The organism is Saccharothrix algeriensis, assembly GCF_016907655.1.
Classification (GTDB): domain Bacteria; phylum Actinomycetota; class Actinomycetes; order Mycobacteriales; family Pseudonocardiaceae; genus Actinosynnema; species Actinosynnema algeriense.
The window spans coordinates 890685-908514 of sequence record NZ_JAFBCL010000001.1; the positions used below are offsets into that span (position 1 = coordinate 890685).

General features: G+C 76.3%; 22 protein-coding genes. 5 read left to right on the top strand and 17 right to left on the bottom strand.

Annotated elements, in window-relative coordinates; genetic code table 11:
• Positions 1–75: 75 nt before the first annotated feature.
• The 9 genes from JOE68_RS03675 to JOE68_RS03715 form a co-directional block, all read right to left on the bottom strand.
• Complete coding sequence (locus tag JOE68_RS03675) at positions 76–633, bottom strand: redoxin domain-containing protein (protein ID WP_204840938.1); 558 nt, start codon at positions 631–633, stop codon at positions 76–78.
• Positions 634–657: 24 nt separating this feature from the next.
• The gene (locus tag JOE68_RS03680) at positions 658–1242 is read right to left on the bottom strand and encodes a protoglobin domain-containing protein (protein ID WP_204840939.1); all 585 of its coding nucleotides are present in this window, start codon (positions 1240–1242) and stop codon (positions 658–660) included.
• A complete protein-coding gene (locus JOE68_RS03685; RefSeq protein WP_204840940.1) occupies positions 1239–1985 on the bottom strand; it encodes an MOSC domain-containing protein in 747 nt (248 codons plus the stop codon). Before JOE68_RS03685 ends, JOE68_RS03680 begins: the two co-directional genes overlap by 4 nt.
• Before the next feature lie 272 nt (positions 1986–2257).
• Complete coding sequence (locus tag JOE68_RS03690) at positions 2258–3004, bottom strand: Long-chain-fatty-acid--CoA ligase (protein WP_204840941.1); 747 nt, start codon at positions 3002–3004, stop codon at positions 2258–2260.
• A 200-nt stretch (positions 3005–3204) separates the two neighbouring features.
• Positions 3205–3507, bottom strand: coding sequence for a hypothetical protein (locus JOE68_RS03695; protein ID WP_204840942.1), 303 nt, complete (start codon positions 3505–3507; stop codon positions 3205–3207).
• A gap of 18 nt (positions 3508–3525) precedes the next feature.
• A complete protein-coding gene (locus JOE68_RS03700) occupies positions 3526–4140 on the bottom strand; it encodes a hypothetical protein (protein WP_204840943.1) in 615 nt (204 codons plus the stop codon).
• Positions 4137–4919, bottom strand: coding sequence for a MerR family transcriptional regulator (locus JOE68_RS03705; RefSeq protein ID WP_204840944.1), 783 nt, complete (start codon positions 4917–4919; stop codon positions 4137–4139). Before JOE68_RS03705 ends, JOE68_RS03700 begins: the two co-directional genes overlap by 4 nt.
• A 52-nt stretch (positions 4920–4971) precedes the next feature.
• Positions 4972–5325: a GatB/YqeY domain-containing protein gene (locus JOE68_RS03710; RefSeq protein ID WP_239562116.1), complete on the bottom strand. Its 354-nt coding sequence runs from the start codon at positions 5323–5325 to the stop codon at positions 4972–4974.
• Positions 5326–5487: 162 nt separating this feature from the next.
• The gene (locus JOE68_RS03715) at positions 5488–6057 is read right to left on the bottom strand and encodes a helix-turn-helix transcriptional regulator (RefSeq protein WP_239562117.1); all 570 of its coding nucleotides are present in this window, start codon (positions 6055–6057) and stop codon (positions 5488–5490) included.
• A gap of 208 nt (positions 6058–6265) precedes the next feature.
• Between JOE68_RS03715 and JOE68_RS03720 the strand changes: the two genes are divergently transcribed.
• Entirely contained in the window at positions 6266–6913 is a 648-nt protein-coding gene (locus JOE68_RS03720; RefSeq protein WP_204840946.1) for a hypothetical protein, read from the top strand.
• An 81-nt stretch (positions 6914–6994) separates the two neighbouring features.
• Positions 6995–10063, top strand: a complete 3069-nt coding sequence (locus JOE68_RS03725; protein ID WP_204840947.1) for an FAD-dependent oxidoreductase — start codon at positions 6995–6997, stop codon at positions 10061–10063.
• 290 nt (positions 10064–10353) lie between these two features.
• Here the strand turns inward: JOE68_RS03725 and JOE68_RS03730 are convergent, their stop codons facing one another.
• From JOE68_RS03730 to JOE68_RS03745, 4 genes are all read right to left on the bottom strand, one after another.
• Entirely contained in the window at positions 10354–10857 is a 504-nt protein-coding gene (locus tag JOE68_RS03730; protein ID WP_204840948.1) for a GreA/GreB family elongation factor, read from the bottom strand.
• A 186-nt stretch (positions 10858–11043) separates the two neighbouring features.
• Positions 11044–11340, bottom strand: coding sequence for a hypothetical protein (locus JOE68_RS03735; RefSeq protein ID WP_204846389.1), 297 nt, complete (start codon positions 11338–11340; stop codon positions 11044–11046).
• Between the two features lie 8 nt (positions 11341–11348).
• On the bottom strand, positions 11349–12608 hold the full coding sequence (locus JOE68_RS03740) for an NAD(P)/FAD-dependent oxidoreductase (RefSeq protein WP_204840949.1): 1260 nt from the start codon (positions 12606–12608) through the stop codon (positions 11349–11351).
• A gap of 192 nt (positions 12609–12800) precedes the next feature.
• Entirely contained in the window at positions 12801–14336 is a 1536-nt protein-coding gene (locus JOE68_RS03745) for a PucR family transcriptional regulator (protein ID WP_204840950.1), read from the bottom strand.
• A gap of 131 nt (positions 14337–14467) precedes the next feature.
• Here JOE68_RS03745 and JOE68_RS03750 point away from each other — a divergent pair, with 131 nt between their 5' ends.
• Together JOE68_RS03750 and JOE68_RS03755 are read left to right on the top strand one after the other, a co-directional pair.
• Positions 14468–14608 carry a hypothetical protein gene (locus JOE68_RS03750; RefSeq protein ID WP_204840951.1) on the top strand — a complete coding sequence of 47 codons (141 nt, stop codon included), beginning with the start codon at positions 14468–14470 and terminating at the stop codon, positions 14606–14608.
• Between the two features lie 71 nt (positions 14609–14679).
• Positions 14680–15057, top strand: a complete 378-nt coding sequence (locus JOE68_RS03755; RefSeq protein ID WP_204845899.1) for a hypothetical protein — start codon at positions 14680–14682, stop codon at positions 15055–15057.
• Positions 15058–15112: 55 nt separating this feature from the next.
• Here JOE68_RS03755 and JOE68_RS30860 read toward each other — a convergent pair whose 3' ends face one another.
• Positions 15113–15310, bottom strand: coding sequence for a hypothetical protein (locus JOE68_RS30860; RefSeq protein ID WP_239565091.1), 198 nt, complete (start codon positions 15308–15310; stop codon positions 15113–15115).
• 9 nt (positions 15311–15319) lie between these two features.
• Between JOE68_RS30860 and JOE68_RS03760 the strand changes: the two genes are divergently transcribed.
• Positions 15320–15610: a tetratricopeptide repeat protein gene (locus JOE68_RS03760; RefSeq protein WP_372443351.1), complete on the top strand. Its 291-nt coding sequence runs from the start codon at positions 15320–15322 to the stop codon at positions 15608–15610.
• 168 nt (positions 15611–15778) lie between these two features.
• Here JOE68_RS03760 and msrA read toward each other — a convergent pair whose 3' ends face one another.
• From msrA to JOE68_RS03775, 3 genes are all read right to left on the bottom strand, one after another.
• Positions 15779–16282 carry a peptide-methionine (S)-S-oxide reductase MsrA gene (msrA, locus tag JOE68_RS03765; protein WP_204840953.1) on the bottom strand — a complete coding sequence of 168 codons (504 nt, stop codon included), beginning with the start codon at positions 16280–16282 and terminating at the stop codon, positions 15779–15781.
• Positions 16283–16410: 128 nt separating this feature from the next.
• Positions 16411–16566: a hypothetical protein gene (locus JOE68_RS03770; RefSeq protein WP_204840954.1), complete on the bottom strand. Its 156-nt coding sequence runs from the start codon at positions 16564–16566 to the stop codon at positions 16411–16413.
• Positions 16567–16628: 62 nt separating this feature from the next.
• Entirely contained in the window at positions 16629–17198 is a 570-nt protein-coding gene (locus JOE68_RS03775; protein WP_204840955.1) for a snapalysin family zinc-dependent metalloprotease, read from the bottom strand.
• Positions 17199–17830 lie beyond the last annotated feature (632 nt).

The following is a 17830-nucleotide window of genomic DNA, read 5'->3' on the forward strand; positions in this document are numbered from 1 at the left end:
AGGGCGCGGGCGGGGTCGCCGCCCGCGCCCGGTGCGCGCCCCGCGCGGTCGGGCGACGGGGCGGGCGCCGCGGCGCTACGCGCAGTCGCCGTCGGTCGTGCAGACCGACGTCGGCGCCGCCGCGACGCCGGCGTGCCCGGCGGCCGGGCCCGCGTCGAGCAGGCGGGCCACGGCCGCGGCGACGGTCATGTCGTCGACCGCCCCGAGCTGGTGGCCGCGCACGTTGCCGTCGCGGTCGATGAGCACCAGGGAAGGCGTGCCCCGCATCCGGTAGCGGGCGAAGGTGACCGGGGTCGGGTCCTCGCCCCGGTGGGCGTCCACCGCCACGGGGAAGCGGATCCGGTACTCGTGCAGGAACGCTTCGAGGCTGGTCGGGGTCATGGCCGCGTGGTGCTCGAAGACGCTGTGCAGGCCGATCACGGCGAGGTCGTCGCCGAAGGTCTGGGTCAGTCGCACGGCCTGCGGCAGGCCGTGGGCGACGCACCCCGGGCACAGCATCTGGAACGCTTCGAGGACGACCACCCGGCCGCGCAGGTCGGCCAGCTCCAGCGGGTCACTGTTGAACCACCGGGTCGTCGTCCACGGCGGCGCCGGTGTGACGGGCCCGGAGGCGGGTGAGGGGACGATCGGCACGGCTGCTCCTGTGGTTGCGGTCGATCACCAGGCCGTGCCGGCGTAGGGCTGCGACCACAGGGCGATCTGGAGGGTGACGGCCTTGAACCAGGCTTGGAACATGGCCTCGACCTCGGCCTCGTCGTGCCCGTTCGCGGCCAGGAAGGGCCGGATCGTCGCGGTGATCGGGTAGATGAACGCGATGAGGTAGCGCAGCGGGATGTACGGCGTCGAGTCGACGCCGTCGGTCGCGTTCTTCTTCTCCCGCGTGTGCCGCAGGGCGATCTCCTGCTGGTAGGCCAGCCACTGCTCGTCGTAGGTGCGGGTGCAGGTGTCGATGATCCAGCGCCCGAAGCGCGCCCGCACCCGGTCCAGGTACTCGCCGATCGGCTCGCCGGAGGGCGTGGAGAAGTAGGCGAGCAGGTGCGGGTGCGAGCCGACGAAGCCGTACCAGACGTCGAGGACCTGCTCGACCTGCCCGCCGAGGACCTCGCCCGCGGTGCGCAGCGCGGCCTGGTCCTCGGGGCCGAACAGCACGCTGGCCAGCAGCTTGTCGAGGTCGTCCTTGGTGACCGGCGAGGGGGCGAGCGCGGCGTCGTCGTGCAGGTAGCCGGGGATGTCGTCGCTCATCTGGACTCCTTCGTGGTGGTGGGAGGAGAAGCGGGCGCGGATCCGCCCTGCCCGGCGGCCGGCGTCGTGCCGTGCAGCCGGGCCGTCTGGTCGTCGAGCCGTCCGTCCAGGCGCTGCCGCAGCAGCCCGACCCACGAGTCGGGCAGCACCTCGGGGTGGTCGAGCAGGCGCCGCGCGGCGGCCAGGTCGGCGCGGTCGACGTTGATCACGCGGTGCGCCTCGGCCGCGGTGATGCCGTGCCCCGGCCGGGAGAGCAGGTCGACCCGGTCGCCGGCGGCCACGTGGCCGGGGGTCAGCACGCGGCAGTAGAAGCCGGTGCGGCCGGTGCGCTGGGTCAGCACGGCCATGTCGGCGACGCCGTGGTGGGCGGCCAGCCGGTAGCAGGGCCGGCGCGGCTGGGTCACCTGCACCACGGCGGCGCCGATGGCGTAGACCGCGCCGAGCACGGCGTCGCCCTCCAGGATCCCGGCGGTGGTGAGGTTCTCGCCGAACGCCGGCGCGGTGAGGTCGCCGAGCTGCCCGGCCCAGGCCGGGTAGTGCTCGCTCGGGTAGAGCAGGACCGCCTTGTCCGGTCCGCCGTGGCGCTTGAGGTCGCCCTGCTGGTCGCCCGCCACGCCGTGCTCGGTCAGCTCCACCGGGCCGGCCACGGGCGACTTCCTGATGCCGGAGAGCACGGTGCGCCCGTGCCAGGGCAGCGGCTGCACGGCGCCGACGGACACGACCAGCACCCGGGCGCCGGTCATCGCCGGGCCTGCAGCGGCGCGGCCGACCTCGCTCGCGGGCGCTCGGACAGGGCGGACCGGACCACTACCGCGTGCACACGGGCCTCCTCGTTGTCGTGCGGACGCGCACAGCATGCCACAAAATCGTTAGGAGTCCTATATACCTCGTGGCGTGGCCCGGGACACACCCGCCCTCCTGCGGCAGGGCGCCGCCGTGCGGGTGCTCGTGCGGGGAAACAGCCGGGACCTCCGAGCGCGCCTGCTCGTGGCGGGGCCGTTCGGGAGGGCGCCGGCTACGGGGTGTCGTCCACGGTGTGCTCGACCCAGACGTTGGGTTCGACGTAGACGCCCACGTCCGACGCCGTCGACGCCAGCACCGGGGCCAGGGCGCCGCGGACGACGTTCTGCCCGTCGACCAGCGGCGACCCGGTCCACGACTCCCACTGGGCCAGGCTGCCGACGACGGTCATCGAGAACGGGGCCACCTTCACCACCCGCGCGCCGAGGCGTTCGTGGGTGCGCAGCCACGGGTCGCGGGACAGGCCGTCCGGGCGACGCCGCGCGAGGAACTCCGCCATGCCCAGCCGCGGTCGCCGGTCCTTGGACGTCGGGCGGACCGGGATCACCAGCCGGCGCAGGCGCTTCCGGCGCGCGGCGGCCCGCAGGGCGTCCAGCGCCACCGCCGCGATCCCCTGCCCGCGCCGGTCGCCGGCGACCTGGACGTCCAGCGCCGCCAGGCAGGTCGGGGCCCGCCCGTCGAGCGCGTCCTCGGCCGCCCACAGGACGGCCCCGTCCCACCCGTGGTCGGGCAGCTGCTCCCGGCCGGGCTCGGGGAACACCAGCGGCACGCCGACCGCCCGCGCCACCGGGACGTCGCCGTCGAGCACGACCAGGAAGCAGTCCGGCCAGCGCGCCGCCAGCCGGCGCGCCCGCGCCAACCCGCCCACCCGGTCGTGCCGCATGAACTCGTGGCCGACGCCGCCCAGCTCCACCGCCGGCCCCAGCAGGTCGGGCCGCTCGGCCACACTCGTGACGATCACGGCTCGACCCCCTCCGGGCGCGACGGCGCGGCGCGGCGAACGTCGCACCGACGCCCCCGCGCCGGCAACCCGTTTTCCGGCGCGGCCCGCTGCCCGCGCCGGCGCGCACCCGTCGTGGTCGGCCGCGGCGGAGGTCTTCGGGGCTCAGGGCCGGCGCGGCGCCACCGCGCCGGGACGTGCGCCTGCTCCCGCGCGCCCGGTCAGACGACCTGGTCGGCGGGGACCGCGAACTCGGTGCGCCCCGACCGGTCGGCGACGCCGTGGCGGAGTGCGACGACCACCAGCTCCCGGCCGTGCCGGTCGCGTTCGCGTCGGAGGACCCGGCACGCCAACTCGACCGGGACGGGGAGCGGCGTGCCCGCCGTCACCCCGTCCAGGCCGAACGCCGGGACCTTGTCCGTCAGCGCGGCGACGGTGCCGTCCGCCTCGACCAGCCGCACCTCGACCCACCCCGGGAAGGCGTCGTCCACCCACCGGGTCACCGCGCACCTGATCCGTGCCATGCCGCCCAAGCTGCCACATCACGGTCGGTGTGCCGCGCGGGCCGCGGCGGTCTTGATCGCGGCGACCGCCGCGTGCGGCTCGTCGGCGCGGAAGCGCACCGCCACGGCCTCGCCGGTGGGGCCGCCGGGGTCCGCGACGGTCACCGGCTCGGACAGCACCAGCAGGACGTCGGTCTGGTTGCCGGCCGCGATGCTCAGCTCCGCACCGCCCTCCGGGCCCGGCCGGGCGGTCAGCTCCCTGGTCCGTCCACTGTGGAGCCTGCGGTCGACCCGGACCGCCGCCACCGAGGCCAGCGGCACGCGCACCTCGAACAGCGCCCCTTCGCGCAGCACCAGCACGTCGTCGTGGAGGTAGTGGGGCCGGGTCACGGCGATCGCAGCGACGCCGAGCACCTGGAGCACGGCGAGCGCGTCGAGCACGTGCACCGCGGGCCACGGCACGAGGAAGCCCACGACCGCCGCCTCCACGGCCAGCACCCCCGCCAGCGCGACGGTCATCGACGTCCGGTCGCGGGCGTGGCCCAGCGCCACGTCGCCGGGCCCGACGTCCTGCCGCCGACCGCGGACCCACCACCACAGGCTCGCCACCCCCCTCGCCTGGTGCAGCAGCGCGCGCCGGGCACGGCCGCTCACCGCGCGCCCTCGCCGCGGTCCGCGAGGATGCGCAGGGCCCGGCGGACGACCTCGGCCTGCGCCGGGGCCATCGCGTCCAGCACGACGGCGCTGAACGGGTGGTCCGGGCCGAACTCGGCGGGCGGCGGGAGGACGGCCAGCAGCTCCCGCGGCACGCTGTCGGCCAGCTCCGCGGCGAGCGGCGGCACGCGGGGGTCGTCCACCGGCGCGTCCGACAGCTCGTCCAGCCGCCGGTGCACCTCCTGCCCGCGCGCCACCGCCGCGGGGTCGTCGGCCTGCGCGCGCAGCACCGCGACCACGCGGTCGCGCTCGGCCGGCTCGGCGGTGGTGTCCAGCAGGGCCAGCAGCTCCCGCTCCGCGGCGGCCACCGGCGACGCCGGCTCGGCGCCGGTGGGCCCGTCGAAGCTCCTGAGCACCTCGGCCAGGTCCGCCGACACGGCGTCGTCGGCCCGGACGCCGCCGCGCGCGATCAGCTCCGCCAGGCGCGCGCGGCGATCGCGGATCCGGGCCTCCTGCCGGGCCAGGTCGCCGTCCAGCTCGACCAGGATCTCGTGCAGGTCCCGGCCGCGGTCGTCGGCGAGGGCGTCGTGCACCTCGTCCAGGCTCAGCCCCAGTTCCGCCAGCCTCCGGATGCGCGCCAGCGCGATGGCCTCGCGCAGCCCGTAGTCGCGGTAGCCGTTCGACCGCCGGGGCGGCTCGGGCAGCAGCCCTCGGCGGTGGTAGTGGCGGATCGCCCTCGGGGACGACCCCACCAGGGCGGCGAGTTCACCGATCTGCATGGGACGAGTACAAACCCCGTCCCTGCGACAAGGTCAAGAGCGGGGAGCGGGGTCAGAGGCGCCGGCCGAGCACCTCGGCCTCCGCGCGCAGGCGCTCGGCGAGGTCGGTGCGGCCCAACCGCTCGTACTCCCGCGCGGCGACCGAGCGCTCCCGCACCTCGCCCTCGACGATCGAGCGCAGGTCGGCGTCGGTGAGGTGGCGGCGTTCGACCTCCGCCGCACCCAGGCCGCCCACCGCTCCCGCGACGTGCTCGCTCGTGGCCGCGGTGGCGCCCGCCGGTCGGTCGACCGGAACCGCCTCGGCGTTCTCGATCGCGGCCAGGGCGGAGCGCAACGCCGTGACGGCGACCCGGTCCCGGCTCTTGAGGGCCGCTTTCAGGTCGTCGCGCAAGCTCGTGCGGATCATCGGGGTCCTCGGGGCGGGGGATCTCGGTCGCGGACGACGGTAGCAGCACGACCGGGTGACCCCGGGACCTCGACCGCGGTCAGCGACCGATCCCGGGCACGCGGGAGGTCCACCCGCGCGCCGCCGGTCCAGCGGCGGCACGGCCCCGGGTCGTGCCGCGGGTCAGCGGAGCCGGTCATCCGGTGGGCGGTAGGCCGCCGAGCACACCGGGCAGCGGGCCGGCTGCGGCGCCAGGGGGACCTGCGTGGCCGGGACGGTGTCGCCGCGCAGGCACGCCGCGGCCTCACCGCGGGTGGTCACGCCCAGCTTGCTGAAGATGCTGTGCAGGTGGGACTTCACGGTGCGCTCGGAGATCCGGAGCTGCCGGGCGATCGACCGGTTCGGCATCCCGGTGACCATCAGGGTGATGACCTGGCTCTCCCGCGGCGTCAGGTGCACCAGCGGAGTGGTCTGCCGCCTGCGCGACCGGGGTGGCTGGGGCTGGGCCGGAGGCGGCGGCTGGGATTGCGGCGACTGGGGTTGCGGCAGCGGCGACTGCGGCAGCGGAGACTGCGGCAGCGGGGATTGCAGCGGCGGGGATTGCGGCGACTGGGGTGGGGACTGCGGCTGGACCGCCTGCGGCTGGGTGGCCTGCGCCCGCTGGACCTGCGCCCACGCCTCGCAGGCCAGGCGCTGCAGCTCGAGGGCTCTGCCCAGTGCTCGGTGGAAGTCGTCCTCCGGTGGTGGGGGCATCCGGACCGTCCTGCGTCTGTGGTCGGGCAGCGCCGGCACTGCCGCTACCTGGCGTGACATTAGCATTTACGTTGCGTCACCCACAGACTCTGAACGGTCGGTTCGAGGTATCGGACGGACGCGTACCGGTAGTAGGGCGAAGGTTCGATGTCCGCCGGGCCGCGCGCGGTTAGGGTGAAAGCCGGGGAATGAGCAGAGGAGCGGCGCGGTGAACGGCAGCGCAATCGTGGACGAGTTTCCCGTGGCGGTCCGGGAACACGTGGAGAACAACGAACTGCTCGCGGCGGCGCGCGCCGAGCAGGTCGACCTCAACCAGCTCAAACGGCTCCTCATCGCCGAATTCCAGTCGCAGGAAGCCGAGTTCACCACCTATTCGACCCTGGTCGCCCGGTTCCACCACGAGGTGCCCGGCAGCCTCTTCGTGTTCATCGCCGACACGTTGATGGCGGCGCGGCGCTTCCTCGTCCAGGAGGTGCTGGGATCGGTCGGGCTGACCGCCGACGAACTCCGCCGGACGGGCATATCGCCTCAGGTGAAGCGGTTCACCGAATTCATCTCGTGGGTGGCCCTGCACGCGGGCGCGGGCGAGGCCGCGCTGCTGGCGCGCACCGACTTCGTGCTGTGGTGCGGGGTGTGCGCGCCGCTGGCCGAGGCGCTGGACGACGCCGGCGTGCCCGCCGAGGTGCAGCAGTACGTGCAGCAGTACGCGGAGCTGCCCCCGGAGGTCGCGGACGGCGCGGTCGAGGTCGTCGACTTCGGCCTGGCGGCGGGGGAACGCCCGGAGTGGATCACCCGCAGCGCGCCGGCCATGGAACCGCTGCTGCGCGGGTTCTGGCACTTCGTCGCCGCGGGCTGACCGGCGAACGCCCAGGCGACCCGGCCGGCGCCGCGCCGGCCCCCTCCCCCGTTGACGGCCAGCGCCCCGCAGGAGGCAGTCGTGCCCGAACCACCGCCCGCCGACCTCCAGGTCGACTTCCCGTTCGACTACGCCGCCTACGTGGGGCAGGGCCGGCACATAGGCAGGCTGCCCGCACGGGCGCTGGGCACGCCGGTCGCGATCGTCGGCGCGGGCGGCAGCGGGCTGACCGCCGCCTACGAGCTGCTGCGGATCGGCTGCCGGCCGATCGTCTACGAGGCGGAGACCTCGGCGTCCGGACCGGGGGGCCGGCGGCTGGGCGGGCGGATGTTCTCGCTGCGGATGGCGCCGCAGGACAGCGCCGTGGTGGAGCTGGGCTGCATGCGGGTGCCCGAGTCGGCCAAGCTGCTGCGGCAGTACACCGACCTGTTCGGCCTGCACTGGCGGCCGTTCCGGGACGACTACGCCGCCGACGTCACCCCGTGGACGGTGCTCGACGTCGACGGGGTGACCCGGGCGGTGCGCGAGATCACCGACCTCTACCCCGGCGACGAGCTGTTCCGGCAGGCCCACACCCGGTGGCAGGAGGCGTTGGAGCGGGTCGGCCTGACCGCCCTGCGGGAGGCGGTGGCGGCGCGCGACCCGGCCGGGATCCGCCGGACCTGGGGCGGGCTGGTCGCCCGCTTCGAGACCTGGAGCTTCTACCGCTTCCTGCGCGACCCCGACGGCGTGGGGCTGACCTGGGACCAGGCCCGCCTGCTGGGCACGGCGGGCGTGGGGACCGCCGCGTGGGACACCTTCTACGAGCTGGGCGTGCTGGAGGTCTTCCGCCTGCTGCTGGCCACCGAGGGCGGCAGCACGCACTACCTGCACGAGGGGCTCAGCGCGGTGGCCGAGGCGTTCTGGACGCGCCGCACCAGCGCGCCGGACGGCCGGTTCACCAGCCTCGCCGAGGTCAACGGCGGCGCGCCCCGGCCGCGGGTCACCGCCCTGGAGGTCGGCGAGACCGCCGACGAGGGCGTGGTCGTGCACAGCGAGGACGGCCGGGCCGAGCACTTCTCCGCGGTGGTGTTCACCCCGCAGCTGCACGTGCTGGAGACCTCGGTCGAGGTCCGCCCGGCCCGGCCCGGCGGGGCCGCGCCGTTCGGCCCGCGGCTGCTGCGCGCCATCCGGCGGCTCAACTACTGGCAGTCCGCGAAGACCGCGCTGGTGACCGACACCCCGTTCTGGACCGGGACCAGCCTGGACGGCGTCACCCTCACCGACCGGCTGCCGCGGGCGACCTACACCCTGGACTACGGGGAGCCGCCCGAGCCGGGCGGGCGGCGCGCCGTGCTGGTGCTGAGCTTCACCTGGGCCAAGGACGCCGTGAAGGTCGGTCCGTCCACACTGGACGAACGGGTCGCGGTGCTCACCCGCGAGCTGGCGCGCGTGCACCCGGAGGTGGCCGAGGAGCTGCGGCGGCGGGTGGCCCGCGGTGGCGCCTGCACGATCTCCTGGGAGCTGGAGCGCAACTTCCGCGGCCTGTGCCGGTTCTCCCGGCCCGGCGAGCACAACTACCAGTGGGACCTGTTCGCGCACTTCATGAAGGACTTCGCGGGCGCGCCCGCGGTGCCCGGCGAGGCGCCGAACCCGCTGTTCCTCGCCGGCGACGACACCGCGTGGTCCTCCGGGTGGCTCGACCACGCCCTGGCCTCGGGCCTGAACGCGGCCTGGGGCGTGCTGCGCTACCTCGGCGGCGACACCCTGCCCGACAACCCCGGCCCCGGTGACGTGTGGGGCGACCGGCTGTACCGGCCCGTCACCGCGCCCACCGCCGCGACCACCTCCGCACCGGGACCGGGGTCCGACCGCGCGGAACCGGGGTCCGACGCGGAACCGGGTCCGGGACCCGGCACGGGGTCCGACCGCGCGACCGCCGCCACCTCGGTCCACGAGCCCGCGGAGGGCCGCGACCGGCTGGTGACCGCCGAGCGGCTGTGGGACGGCGAGCGGATGCGGTCGGGCCGCGCGGCCCGGGTGCTGGTCCGGGACGGCCGCTTCGAGGCGGTGGGCGAGGACGTGGCGCCGCCGGCCGACGCCGAGGTGGTCGACCTGCCGGGGCACACCCTGCTGGCGGGGCTGATCGACTGCCACGTGCACGTGCTCGACGAGGGCCTGAACACCGCCCCGATCGGGACGCAGCTGCTGCGGGCGCTGCCCGCCCTGCGGGACCTGCTCGCCAACGGGTTCACCACCGTCCGCGACCTGGGCAGCGGCGACCACCCCGGCACCGTCGACCTGCGGGACGCGCTGGCGGCCGGGATCGTCGAGGGGCCGCGCATGGTCGTCGCGCCCAACATCCTGTCCGCGAGCGGGGGCCACGGCGACAAGGAGCCCGCGCTGACCACCCGGTTCGGCCTCCGGGTCGGCACGCTGGCCGACGGGGTGGAGCAGGTGGTCAACCAGGTGCGGGGGCAGGCGCGGGCGGGCGCGGACTGGATCAAGTTCGCCGCCAGCGGCGGGTTCTCCTCCCCCGTCGACAGCCCCGCCACCGTGACCTACGGGCAGGCCGAGGTCGACGCGCTGGTCGGGGCGGCGACCGACCTCGGGCTGCCGTGCGCCGTCCACGCGTTCAACGACGAGGCCGTCCGGCGGTCCGTGCGGGCCGGGGTGCGCTCGGTCGAGCACGCCAACCTGGCCGGCGCCGAGACCTTCGCCCTGCTCGCCGAGCGGGGGGTGTTCCTGGTCCCCACCCTGCAGGTCGTGTTCCACCACCTCGACCGGTTGGACGACGACGGGTTCTGGGCGGACAAGCCCGGGTTCCTCAGGACCAAGTTCGCCGACCTCGCCGAGCCGCTGCGGGCCTCCGCCGGCCTGCTGGCCGACAGCGACGTCACCCTGGCCTTCGGCACCGACGCCAGCCTGGTGCCCTACGACGAGACGTGGCGGGAGTTCACCGCCATGACGCGGGTCGGCATCAGCCCCGAGCGCGCGCTGGCCGCGGCGACCGGCGCCGCGGCGGACCTGCTGCGCGCGCCGGACCTCGGCCGGGTGCGGCCGGGGTGCGTGGCGGACCTGGTCGCCGTGCCCGGCGACCCGCTGGCGGACATCGCGGTCATGGGCGGGGTCGACTTCGTGATGCAGGCGGGCGTGGTCCGCCGGCGGTGAGGCGGCGACCCGCCCGGCCGCGGCGACCGGCGGGCCCGACCGCCGCAGCCGGGCTCCGGGTTCCGACCACCGGAGTCCGGCCGGCGGGTTCCGATCACCGGGTTCCGACCGCCGCAGCCGATCACCGGGTTCCGATCACCGACCACCGGGTTCCGGGTTCCGATCACCGACCGCGGTCGCCGAAGGCCCGTCCAGCACGCGATTCCGCCGCGCGCCGGACGGGCACCGGTACGTTCGGCGCGGGAGCCGATCCGGTTCACCCCGATTTCCGGTCCGGGCGGAACCGCCGGTCAGGGCGCTCCGGCCGGGCGGTGGTGGCCGTACGGGACGGCGTCGAGCAGGGTCACGCGGACGGTGCCGCCGGCGGGGACCCGGTAGGTGCGCTGCTCGCCCCGGCGCGCGCCCGACAGCGCCGCGCCCAGGGGCGAGTCCGGGGAGTAGACCTCGATGTCGCCGTGCTCGGCGGCGCGCATCCCCAGCAGGAACGTCTCGGTGTCGGCGGTGTCGTCGTACCGGACGGTGAGGACCATGCCCGGCTCGGCGACGCCGTCGTCGGGCGGGTCCTCGCCGACCACGGCGGTGTTGAGCAGCTCCTGGATCTCGCGGATGCGCTCCTGGCGCTGCCGGCGGCGGGCGGGGCTGCGCAGGTCGCCGTCGGGGTCGCCGGCCTCGTCGGCGACCCCGACGACCGGGGTCGCGTCGACGGCGAACAGGTCGGCGAGCTCGGCCCGCAGTCGTCGGTGGGCGTCCGGGGTCAGCCAGACGCGCTTGGTGGCGTGGTGGGTGCTGGTCATGGTCAGGCCCTCGTGGGTCGGGTGGCCGGGCGGCGGTGCGCCCGGCGCGGGAGCGGAACGCGGTGCGGGAGTGCGGGGTGCGGTGCCGTCAGGGCGGCCGGGGGTGGGCCGCCCTGACGGCGGAGCGTCCGTGGGACCGGGTGGTGTTCGGCGCCGGTCCCGCGGACGGGAGGGTGGTCGGTGTGCTCAGCGGCGCGGCGGTCCGCCGGCGGTCCCGGGCGGCGCGGTCCCGGGCGGCACGGCCCCGGGCGGCGCGGTCCCGGGCGGCGCGGTGTCGGCGGCCGGCACCCTCGGCGGCTCCGACGCCGCGCCGGCCCCGGCGCGGCGGCCGAGGATGACCTCGACGTCGCGGGCGTAGCCGGTGGCGATGCGGGTGAGCATGTCGCGCTGCACGCGCAGCAGCTCGTTCTCCGCGCGCAGCCAGGTCAGCTCGGCGCGCTCCTCGCCGGTCAGCGGGACGCCGGCGGGCTCTGCGGTGTCCACGCCGCCGCTCAGCGCAGCGGGTCGAACGCGCGCAGCGCCTCGGGCTGCTTGCCGGTGGTGATCCGCTCGGCCAGCAGCCGCCCGGTGACCGGCCCGTGGGCCAGCCCCCACATGCCGTGCCCGCCCGCGACGTAGACGTGCCGGGCCCGCACCGCGCCGATCAGCGGCCGGCCGTCCGGGGTGACCGGGCGCGGGCCGACCCAGACGTCGCGGCGCTCGTCCCAGCGCACCCCGTCGAGCAGCGGCCGGGCCGAGGCGATGATCGCCGCGAGCCGCGCCGGGACGCCGGGGTCGTCGGGGCCGCGGAACTCCATCGTGCCCGCCACCCGCAGCGCGCCCTGGTACGGCGTGCACGCCACCCGCACGTCGGGCAGGTAGACCGGACCGGGCACCGGGCGGTCCACGGGCACGGTGAAGGAGTAGCCGCGGCCGGCCCGCACCGGGACGCGCACGCCCCACCTGCGCGCCATCCCGGACAGCCACGCCCCGGTGGCCACGACCGCCACGTCGGCCGCCACGGCCTCGCCGCTGCGCGGGTGGACCGTGACCCCGGTGGGGTGGGTGCGGATGCCGACGGCCTCGAACAGCCGGATCGTGGCGCCCCGGGCGACCACCGCCCGGGCCAGGGCCTGCACGAAGCCGCCCGGGTCGAGGTAGCGCTGCCCCTCGATGCGCACGCCGGCGTTGAGCGCGGGCGAGGCCAGCGGCACGTGCTCGCGCAGCCGGTCGCCGGACAGCTCGGTGTGCTCCACCGGCTGCCCGGCCTCGGCCATCCGGCGCAGCTCCCGCAGCAGCCCCCGCGCCTGCCGCGGGGTCTCGAACGCGGCGGTGATCGGCGCGTCGAGCGTGGGCGCGTCCACGCCGTTGGCGGTGAGGACGTCGAAAGCCTCCAGGCACTCGTCGTTGAGCGGCAGGTTGGCCCGGACCGCGCGGGTCCAGGACGACCAGCGGCAGTGGGCGGCGAACCGCAGCAGGAACGACCACAGCCCCGGGTCGGCCGACAGGGGGATGTGCAGCGGCGCGGTCGGGCTCAGCAGCGACCGCAGGCCGTAGCGCAGCACGGAGGGCTCGTTGAGCGGGATCGCGAGGCCGGGCGCGATCCACCCGGCGTTGCCCCAGGACGCGCCGGCGGCCACGCCCTTGCGGTCGACCACGGTCACCGCGACACCGCGCTCCTGGAGGAACCACGCGGTCGACAGGCCCACGATCCCCGCGCCGACCACGACCGCCGACCGCGGCCCGCCGTCGATGCGCTCGACGTCGACCATGACCACCTCCACCTGCGTCGTGCCTGCTGACGAAGCCAGCATCACCCGGACGCCCGAGCGGGGCGTTGTCCGTCCCCGACAATCTCGACCCGCGGTCTTGTCAGGGGTCGACAGCACTGCGGCCACGGGACTGCGCGAGCGCCCCGACCACGGGCTCGCCGGGCGCCCGCGGGGCCCCGGCCGGCGCCGGGATCAGTCGTCCCCGGCCGCGGCGAGGTCGATGATCATGGCCAGCCGCTTGCGCGGGTCGTCCAGGCCGAGGGCGGTCACCTCGGCCATCCGGCGCAGCCGGTACCGGATGGTGTTCTGGTGCACGCCGAGCCGTTCGCCCGCCCGCACGAGGTCGCCCTGCGCCTCCAGCCACGCGCGCAGCGTCGGCACGTAGTGGGTGGCGTGCTCGCGGTCGTGGCGGCGCAGCTCGGCCACCGGACCGCGCGCCGGGGTCCGCCCCGACCGGGCGGCGGCCCGCAGGCGCTGCAGCAGGATGTCGTCCCAGGACTCGTCGTAGGCGGGCGGCGCGGCCTCCGGGGTGCGCGCCTCGTGCAGCGCCAGGCACTCGTCGGCCTCCTGCCTGCTCGCGGGCAGGTCCGTGGCCGTCGCCGGTCCACCGATGCCGGCGGTCACCGTCACCTGCGCGGGCAGCGCGGCGCGCAGCAGCGCCACCCACTCCCGCGCCGCCACCACCTGCTCGCCGGGCAGGATCGTGTAGAGCGTGTTGCCCGACAGGGTGCTGCGGCCCGGCCGCGACCAGCCGAAACCGGTCGTGGCGCGCTCGAAGGCCAGCAGGAGCGCGGCGTGCCGCTCCGCGGCGATGTGCGCGCGCACCGCGATGATGCGCAGGCAGTCCTGGGGCAGCCCGAGCCGGCTGAGCACCGTCGCGGCGTCCGCGGTGCCCTCCAGCAGCCGCATCGTCAGGTCGGACTCGACCTGGCGCTCCAGGTCGGCGCTGGCCCGCGAGCGCAGCAGGTGCAGCGCGACCGTGCGGGCGCCGTCGGCCAGCGCGGCGCACCGCGCGCCGGTCAGCGGGCCGCCGCAGGTCACCCACACCGACCCCAGCAGCTCCCGGCCGGCGCGCACCGCCACCACCATGCGCCCCTTCAGGCCCTGCCCGGCGTCCGGCTCGACGAACAGCGGCTCGTCGGAGGCCGCCAGGTGGGCGAACACGCCGCGCCCCTCGAACAGCCCGCGCAACCGGTCGGGCGCCTGCCGCCCCAGGATGGTCTCCAGGCGGGCCGGGTCCGCGCCCTGCTGCGAGCTGGAGTAGGCCAGCACCCGGGACAGCCGGTCCTCGATGGTCACCGCGCCGCCGACCGCGCCGGCCAGGCTGTCGGCCAGCGCGAACAGGTCGGTCGGGCCCCGGCCGGACTCGGTCTCGCGGCCTTCCAGCACCAGCCCGTAGACCACGCCGGCGAGGTGGCTCCACGACACCTCGGGGTCCACCACCATCACCGCGACCCGCGCGGCCTCGCCGGCCGGCACGGCCGCCCGCTCGGCCTCGGGACCGCCGTGCACCAGGACCACGCAGGCCCGCGCCGCCACCGCCCACTCCACGGCCCGGTCCACCGACTCCGCGCCCACGGCCAGGAACACGTCGCCGTCCACGGCCCGCGTCCCGGCGGCCTCGCGGATCGCCACGCTGCGCAGCTCCGCCGACCGCGGGACCGGGCAGCAGGCCAACCGCACCCCGTAGCCGCCCAGCACGTTCACCAGGCGGTCCAACCTGACCATGAGCACCCCTGTCCCGAAGCCGACGACCCACCGTAACCGGCTGCGGGCGCGCCCCGCGCCGGGAGGAGAATGGGCCCGACAACCGCGCCGCGCGGTCGCGGCGCGCGGGGGCGAGGAGGAGGGGACCGCGGATGGCGGAGTCCGACGAGGGCGGCGACCCGGTGTGCTGGCTGTCGCGGGTGTGCCCGGAGTGCGGGGCGTTCGTCGAGGACGAGCCGCCGGCGGCGTGCCCGCGGTGCGGCGCGGTGGTGGCCGGGGGCGGTGCCCGGTGATCCTCGCCGCGGGCTCCCCCGGCGCGACCGCCACCGCGGTGGTCGCGGGCGCCGCCTGGGTGTGGCTGGGGATGGTGCTGGCGATCTCCTTCCTGGAGGCGCCGCTGAAGTTCCGGGCGCCCGGCGTGACGATCGCGCTCGGGCTGGGCATCGGCCGGCTGGTGTTCCGGGCGCTGAACACCGCCGAGGTGGTGCTGGCGGCGGTCGCGGTGGCGGCGGTCGCGGTGGGCGGGCCGCCCGCCCCGGTGCCGGTCGCGGTCGGCGTGGCGGTGGCCGTGCTGCTGGCGCAGCTGGCCGCGGTCCGGCCGGTGCTCAACCGGCGGTCCGACCGGGTCCTGGCGGGCGAGGACCCGCCCCGGTCGCGGGCCCACCTGGCCTACGTGGCGCTGGAGGTCGTCAAGGTGGTGGCGCTGGTCGTGCTGGGCGTGGCCGCGCTGGCGGCGGTGTGAGCGGCGGCCGGTCCGGCGGCGACCACCCCTGGGGGTCACCGGACCGGCCGGCGGGTCAGACGGTCTCCACGTGCTTGCCGGTCAGGTCGTAGCGGACCTGCTTGGAACCGCGCGGCGCGGACACGTTGACCAGGATCCGCAGGTCCTCGCTGCACGGGAGCACCCGCTTGACGATGGCGTTGGTCGTCTTCGCGTCGGCCAGGCCGGTGGAGCCCGCCGCCTCGACCGGCTGGACGAGGCGTGGCGGCGGCACGCCGCCGCCCTGGCCCTGGCCACCGACCTCGGCGTGCCCGACAGCACCGCCGCGGCCCTGACCGCGCTGGGGTCCACCCGCGCCGCGCTGGGCCGCCGGGCGGAGGCGGTCGACCACCACCGGCGGGCGCTGGAGCCTGCGCGCGACATCGGCGACCGGGAGACCGAGGCGCCGGCCCACTGCGGCCTGTCCGAGCTGGGCGAGGACCCCGGGCGCCACCGCGCCGAGGCGCTGCGGCCGGCCGAGGAGCTCGCCGACCACGCCATCGGCGTGCGCGCCCGCGCCCTGCTGCCCGGCTGAGCCGGGCGCGCGGGGCGGTCGTCCCCTGCTGCCCGGCCGCCCGGTCCTCAGACGCCCGGTCCCCGGCCGCCCGGTCCCCGATCCTCAGCGCCAGGTCCTCGGCGCCAGGTCCTCGGCGCCAGGTCCTCGGCGCCCGGTCCTCGGCGCCCGGTCCTCGGCGCCCGGTCCTCAGCGCTCGCCGAGCTGCCACTCCGGCCGGACGTAGTGGCAGGTGTAGCCGTTCGGGAAGCGCTCCAGGTAGTCCTGGTGCTCCGGCTCGGCCTCCCAGAAGTCACCGGCCTGGGTGACCTCGGTGACGACCTTGGCGGGCCACTTGCCCGACGCGTCCACGTCGGCGATGGTCTCCTCCGCGATCCGCTTCTGCTCGTCGCCGTCGTAGAAGATCGCCGAGCGGTAGCTCGTGCCGACGTCGTTGCCCTGGCGGTCGCGGGTCGTCGGGTCGTGGACCTGGAAGAAGAACTCCAGGACCTGCCGGTAGGTCAGCTGCGCCGGGTCGAAGACGACCTCGATGGCCTCGGCGTGGCCGCCGTGGTGGCGGTAGGTCGCGTTCGGGACGTCGCCGCCGGTGTAGCCGACCCGGGTGGACAGGACGCCCGGGTGCCGGCGGAACAGGTCTTGCATGCCCCAGAAACAACCGCCGGCGAGGACGGCCTTCTCGGTCACGGTGGCCATGTGGTCGCTCCGCTCCTCAAGTCTCGGGCGCCTCGTGTCGTGGCGCCCACTCGGCTGAACGCCGCCGGGGCCGCGGATCATCCCGGCGCGGCTGTGACCCGCGACCGGTCGCGGGGACCGGTCGCGGGTCAGCCCTGCGAGCGGGCCGGGTTGAGGTCCTCGACCAGGTCGAACAGCGGGGCGAGCAGGTCGAGGACCACCTCGCGGACCGGCGGCACCAGGATCACCAGCGCCACCAGCAGCGCCACGTACGGCGCCACACCGCCCCTGCGCTTCGCGGCCATGCTCGCTCACCCCCGCACACGTTGCCGATCACAGCATGGCACGCGCCCGGCCGGCCCGAGGGCTACGGGGCCGCCACCAGGGGTTCGGCCGAGAACACCGCGCTGTCGTCCGGGGCCGGGCCCGCCGGGGACGCCGGTCGGCGCGACCAGAACCGGTCGACGGCCGCGCGCTCCTGCGCGTTGGGCTGCGCGTTGTCGCACCGGCCGCCGGCCATCACCTTGTCGCAGTTGCCGATGTCCTGCGGGTGGTTGAGCCCCAGGACGTGGCCGAACTCGTGCACGACGACCCGCAGCGTGCCCGCGCCGGACTGCTTGATCTGGTTGCGGTAGAAGGTGATCGTGCCCCTGGTGCAGCCGACGCAGCTCGCCGTGCCCGGCGCGGGCCCGTTCTGCGCGGTGACCGCGCTGATGCCGCCGGCGCCCTTGACCAGCCGGACGGCGGTGACGCCGGAGTTCCAGACCTGCGCCGCTTCGTCCACCAGGGGCGCCAGCTCGGCCGCCCGGCTCGCCTCGTAGTAGATGGTCCGCACCGCGGCTTCCGCCCGTGGCCGCGCGGTGGCGGCCGGCGCGCCGACCAGGCCGGCCGCGGTCGCACCGGCGATCAGCGCGGCGACAATCCTCGTTCGGGACAAGGGAGTGGCTCCTTCGCTCGCCCGACGTCGGCGCGGCGGTCCCGACACCGGTGGGTGACCAGCCCGAACGTAGCGGCGCGCGGTCCCGCCGACCAGATAGCAGCCGGCTATAACACCCCCCGCCGAATACCGCGCCGGCTCGGGGCGCCCTCGGCCCGCGATCGACCAGGGCACCGCTCAGTCCACATCGGACGAATTTGCCGGATTTCACGTCGATCACCGCTCGTCTGGAACTCCTGGCGTTGATCGCTCGTCCACCTGGACCACAGCACGGTATCGCCTGCCCTCGGGCTCGGGTTGCGAACGGTAGCGGGTCCGCCGGATCGCGTCGGCGGAGGCGCGCGGGCACTCGGAGTGCTGCCGGGAACGGGCCGGGGGTGTGGCCGGGGACGCGCCGACGGGCACGGCCGGTCCCTGCACCGGTTCGGACCCCGGCAGCGCTGACCGGCAGCGCGGGCCGGTGCCCGAGAAGACCCGTCACGGGGGCGGCGCGTCCTCACGGCGGGCGCCGGGCCGGGGGTCCGCCTACGATCCCAGGGCCACGGCCGGCACGGCGGTGGTGGGTTCGCGGCACGGGTGGGGAGGGCGTCACGGCATCGGTCGGGGTACCGCGCGCGCCGCGCCGGCGGCCG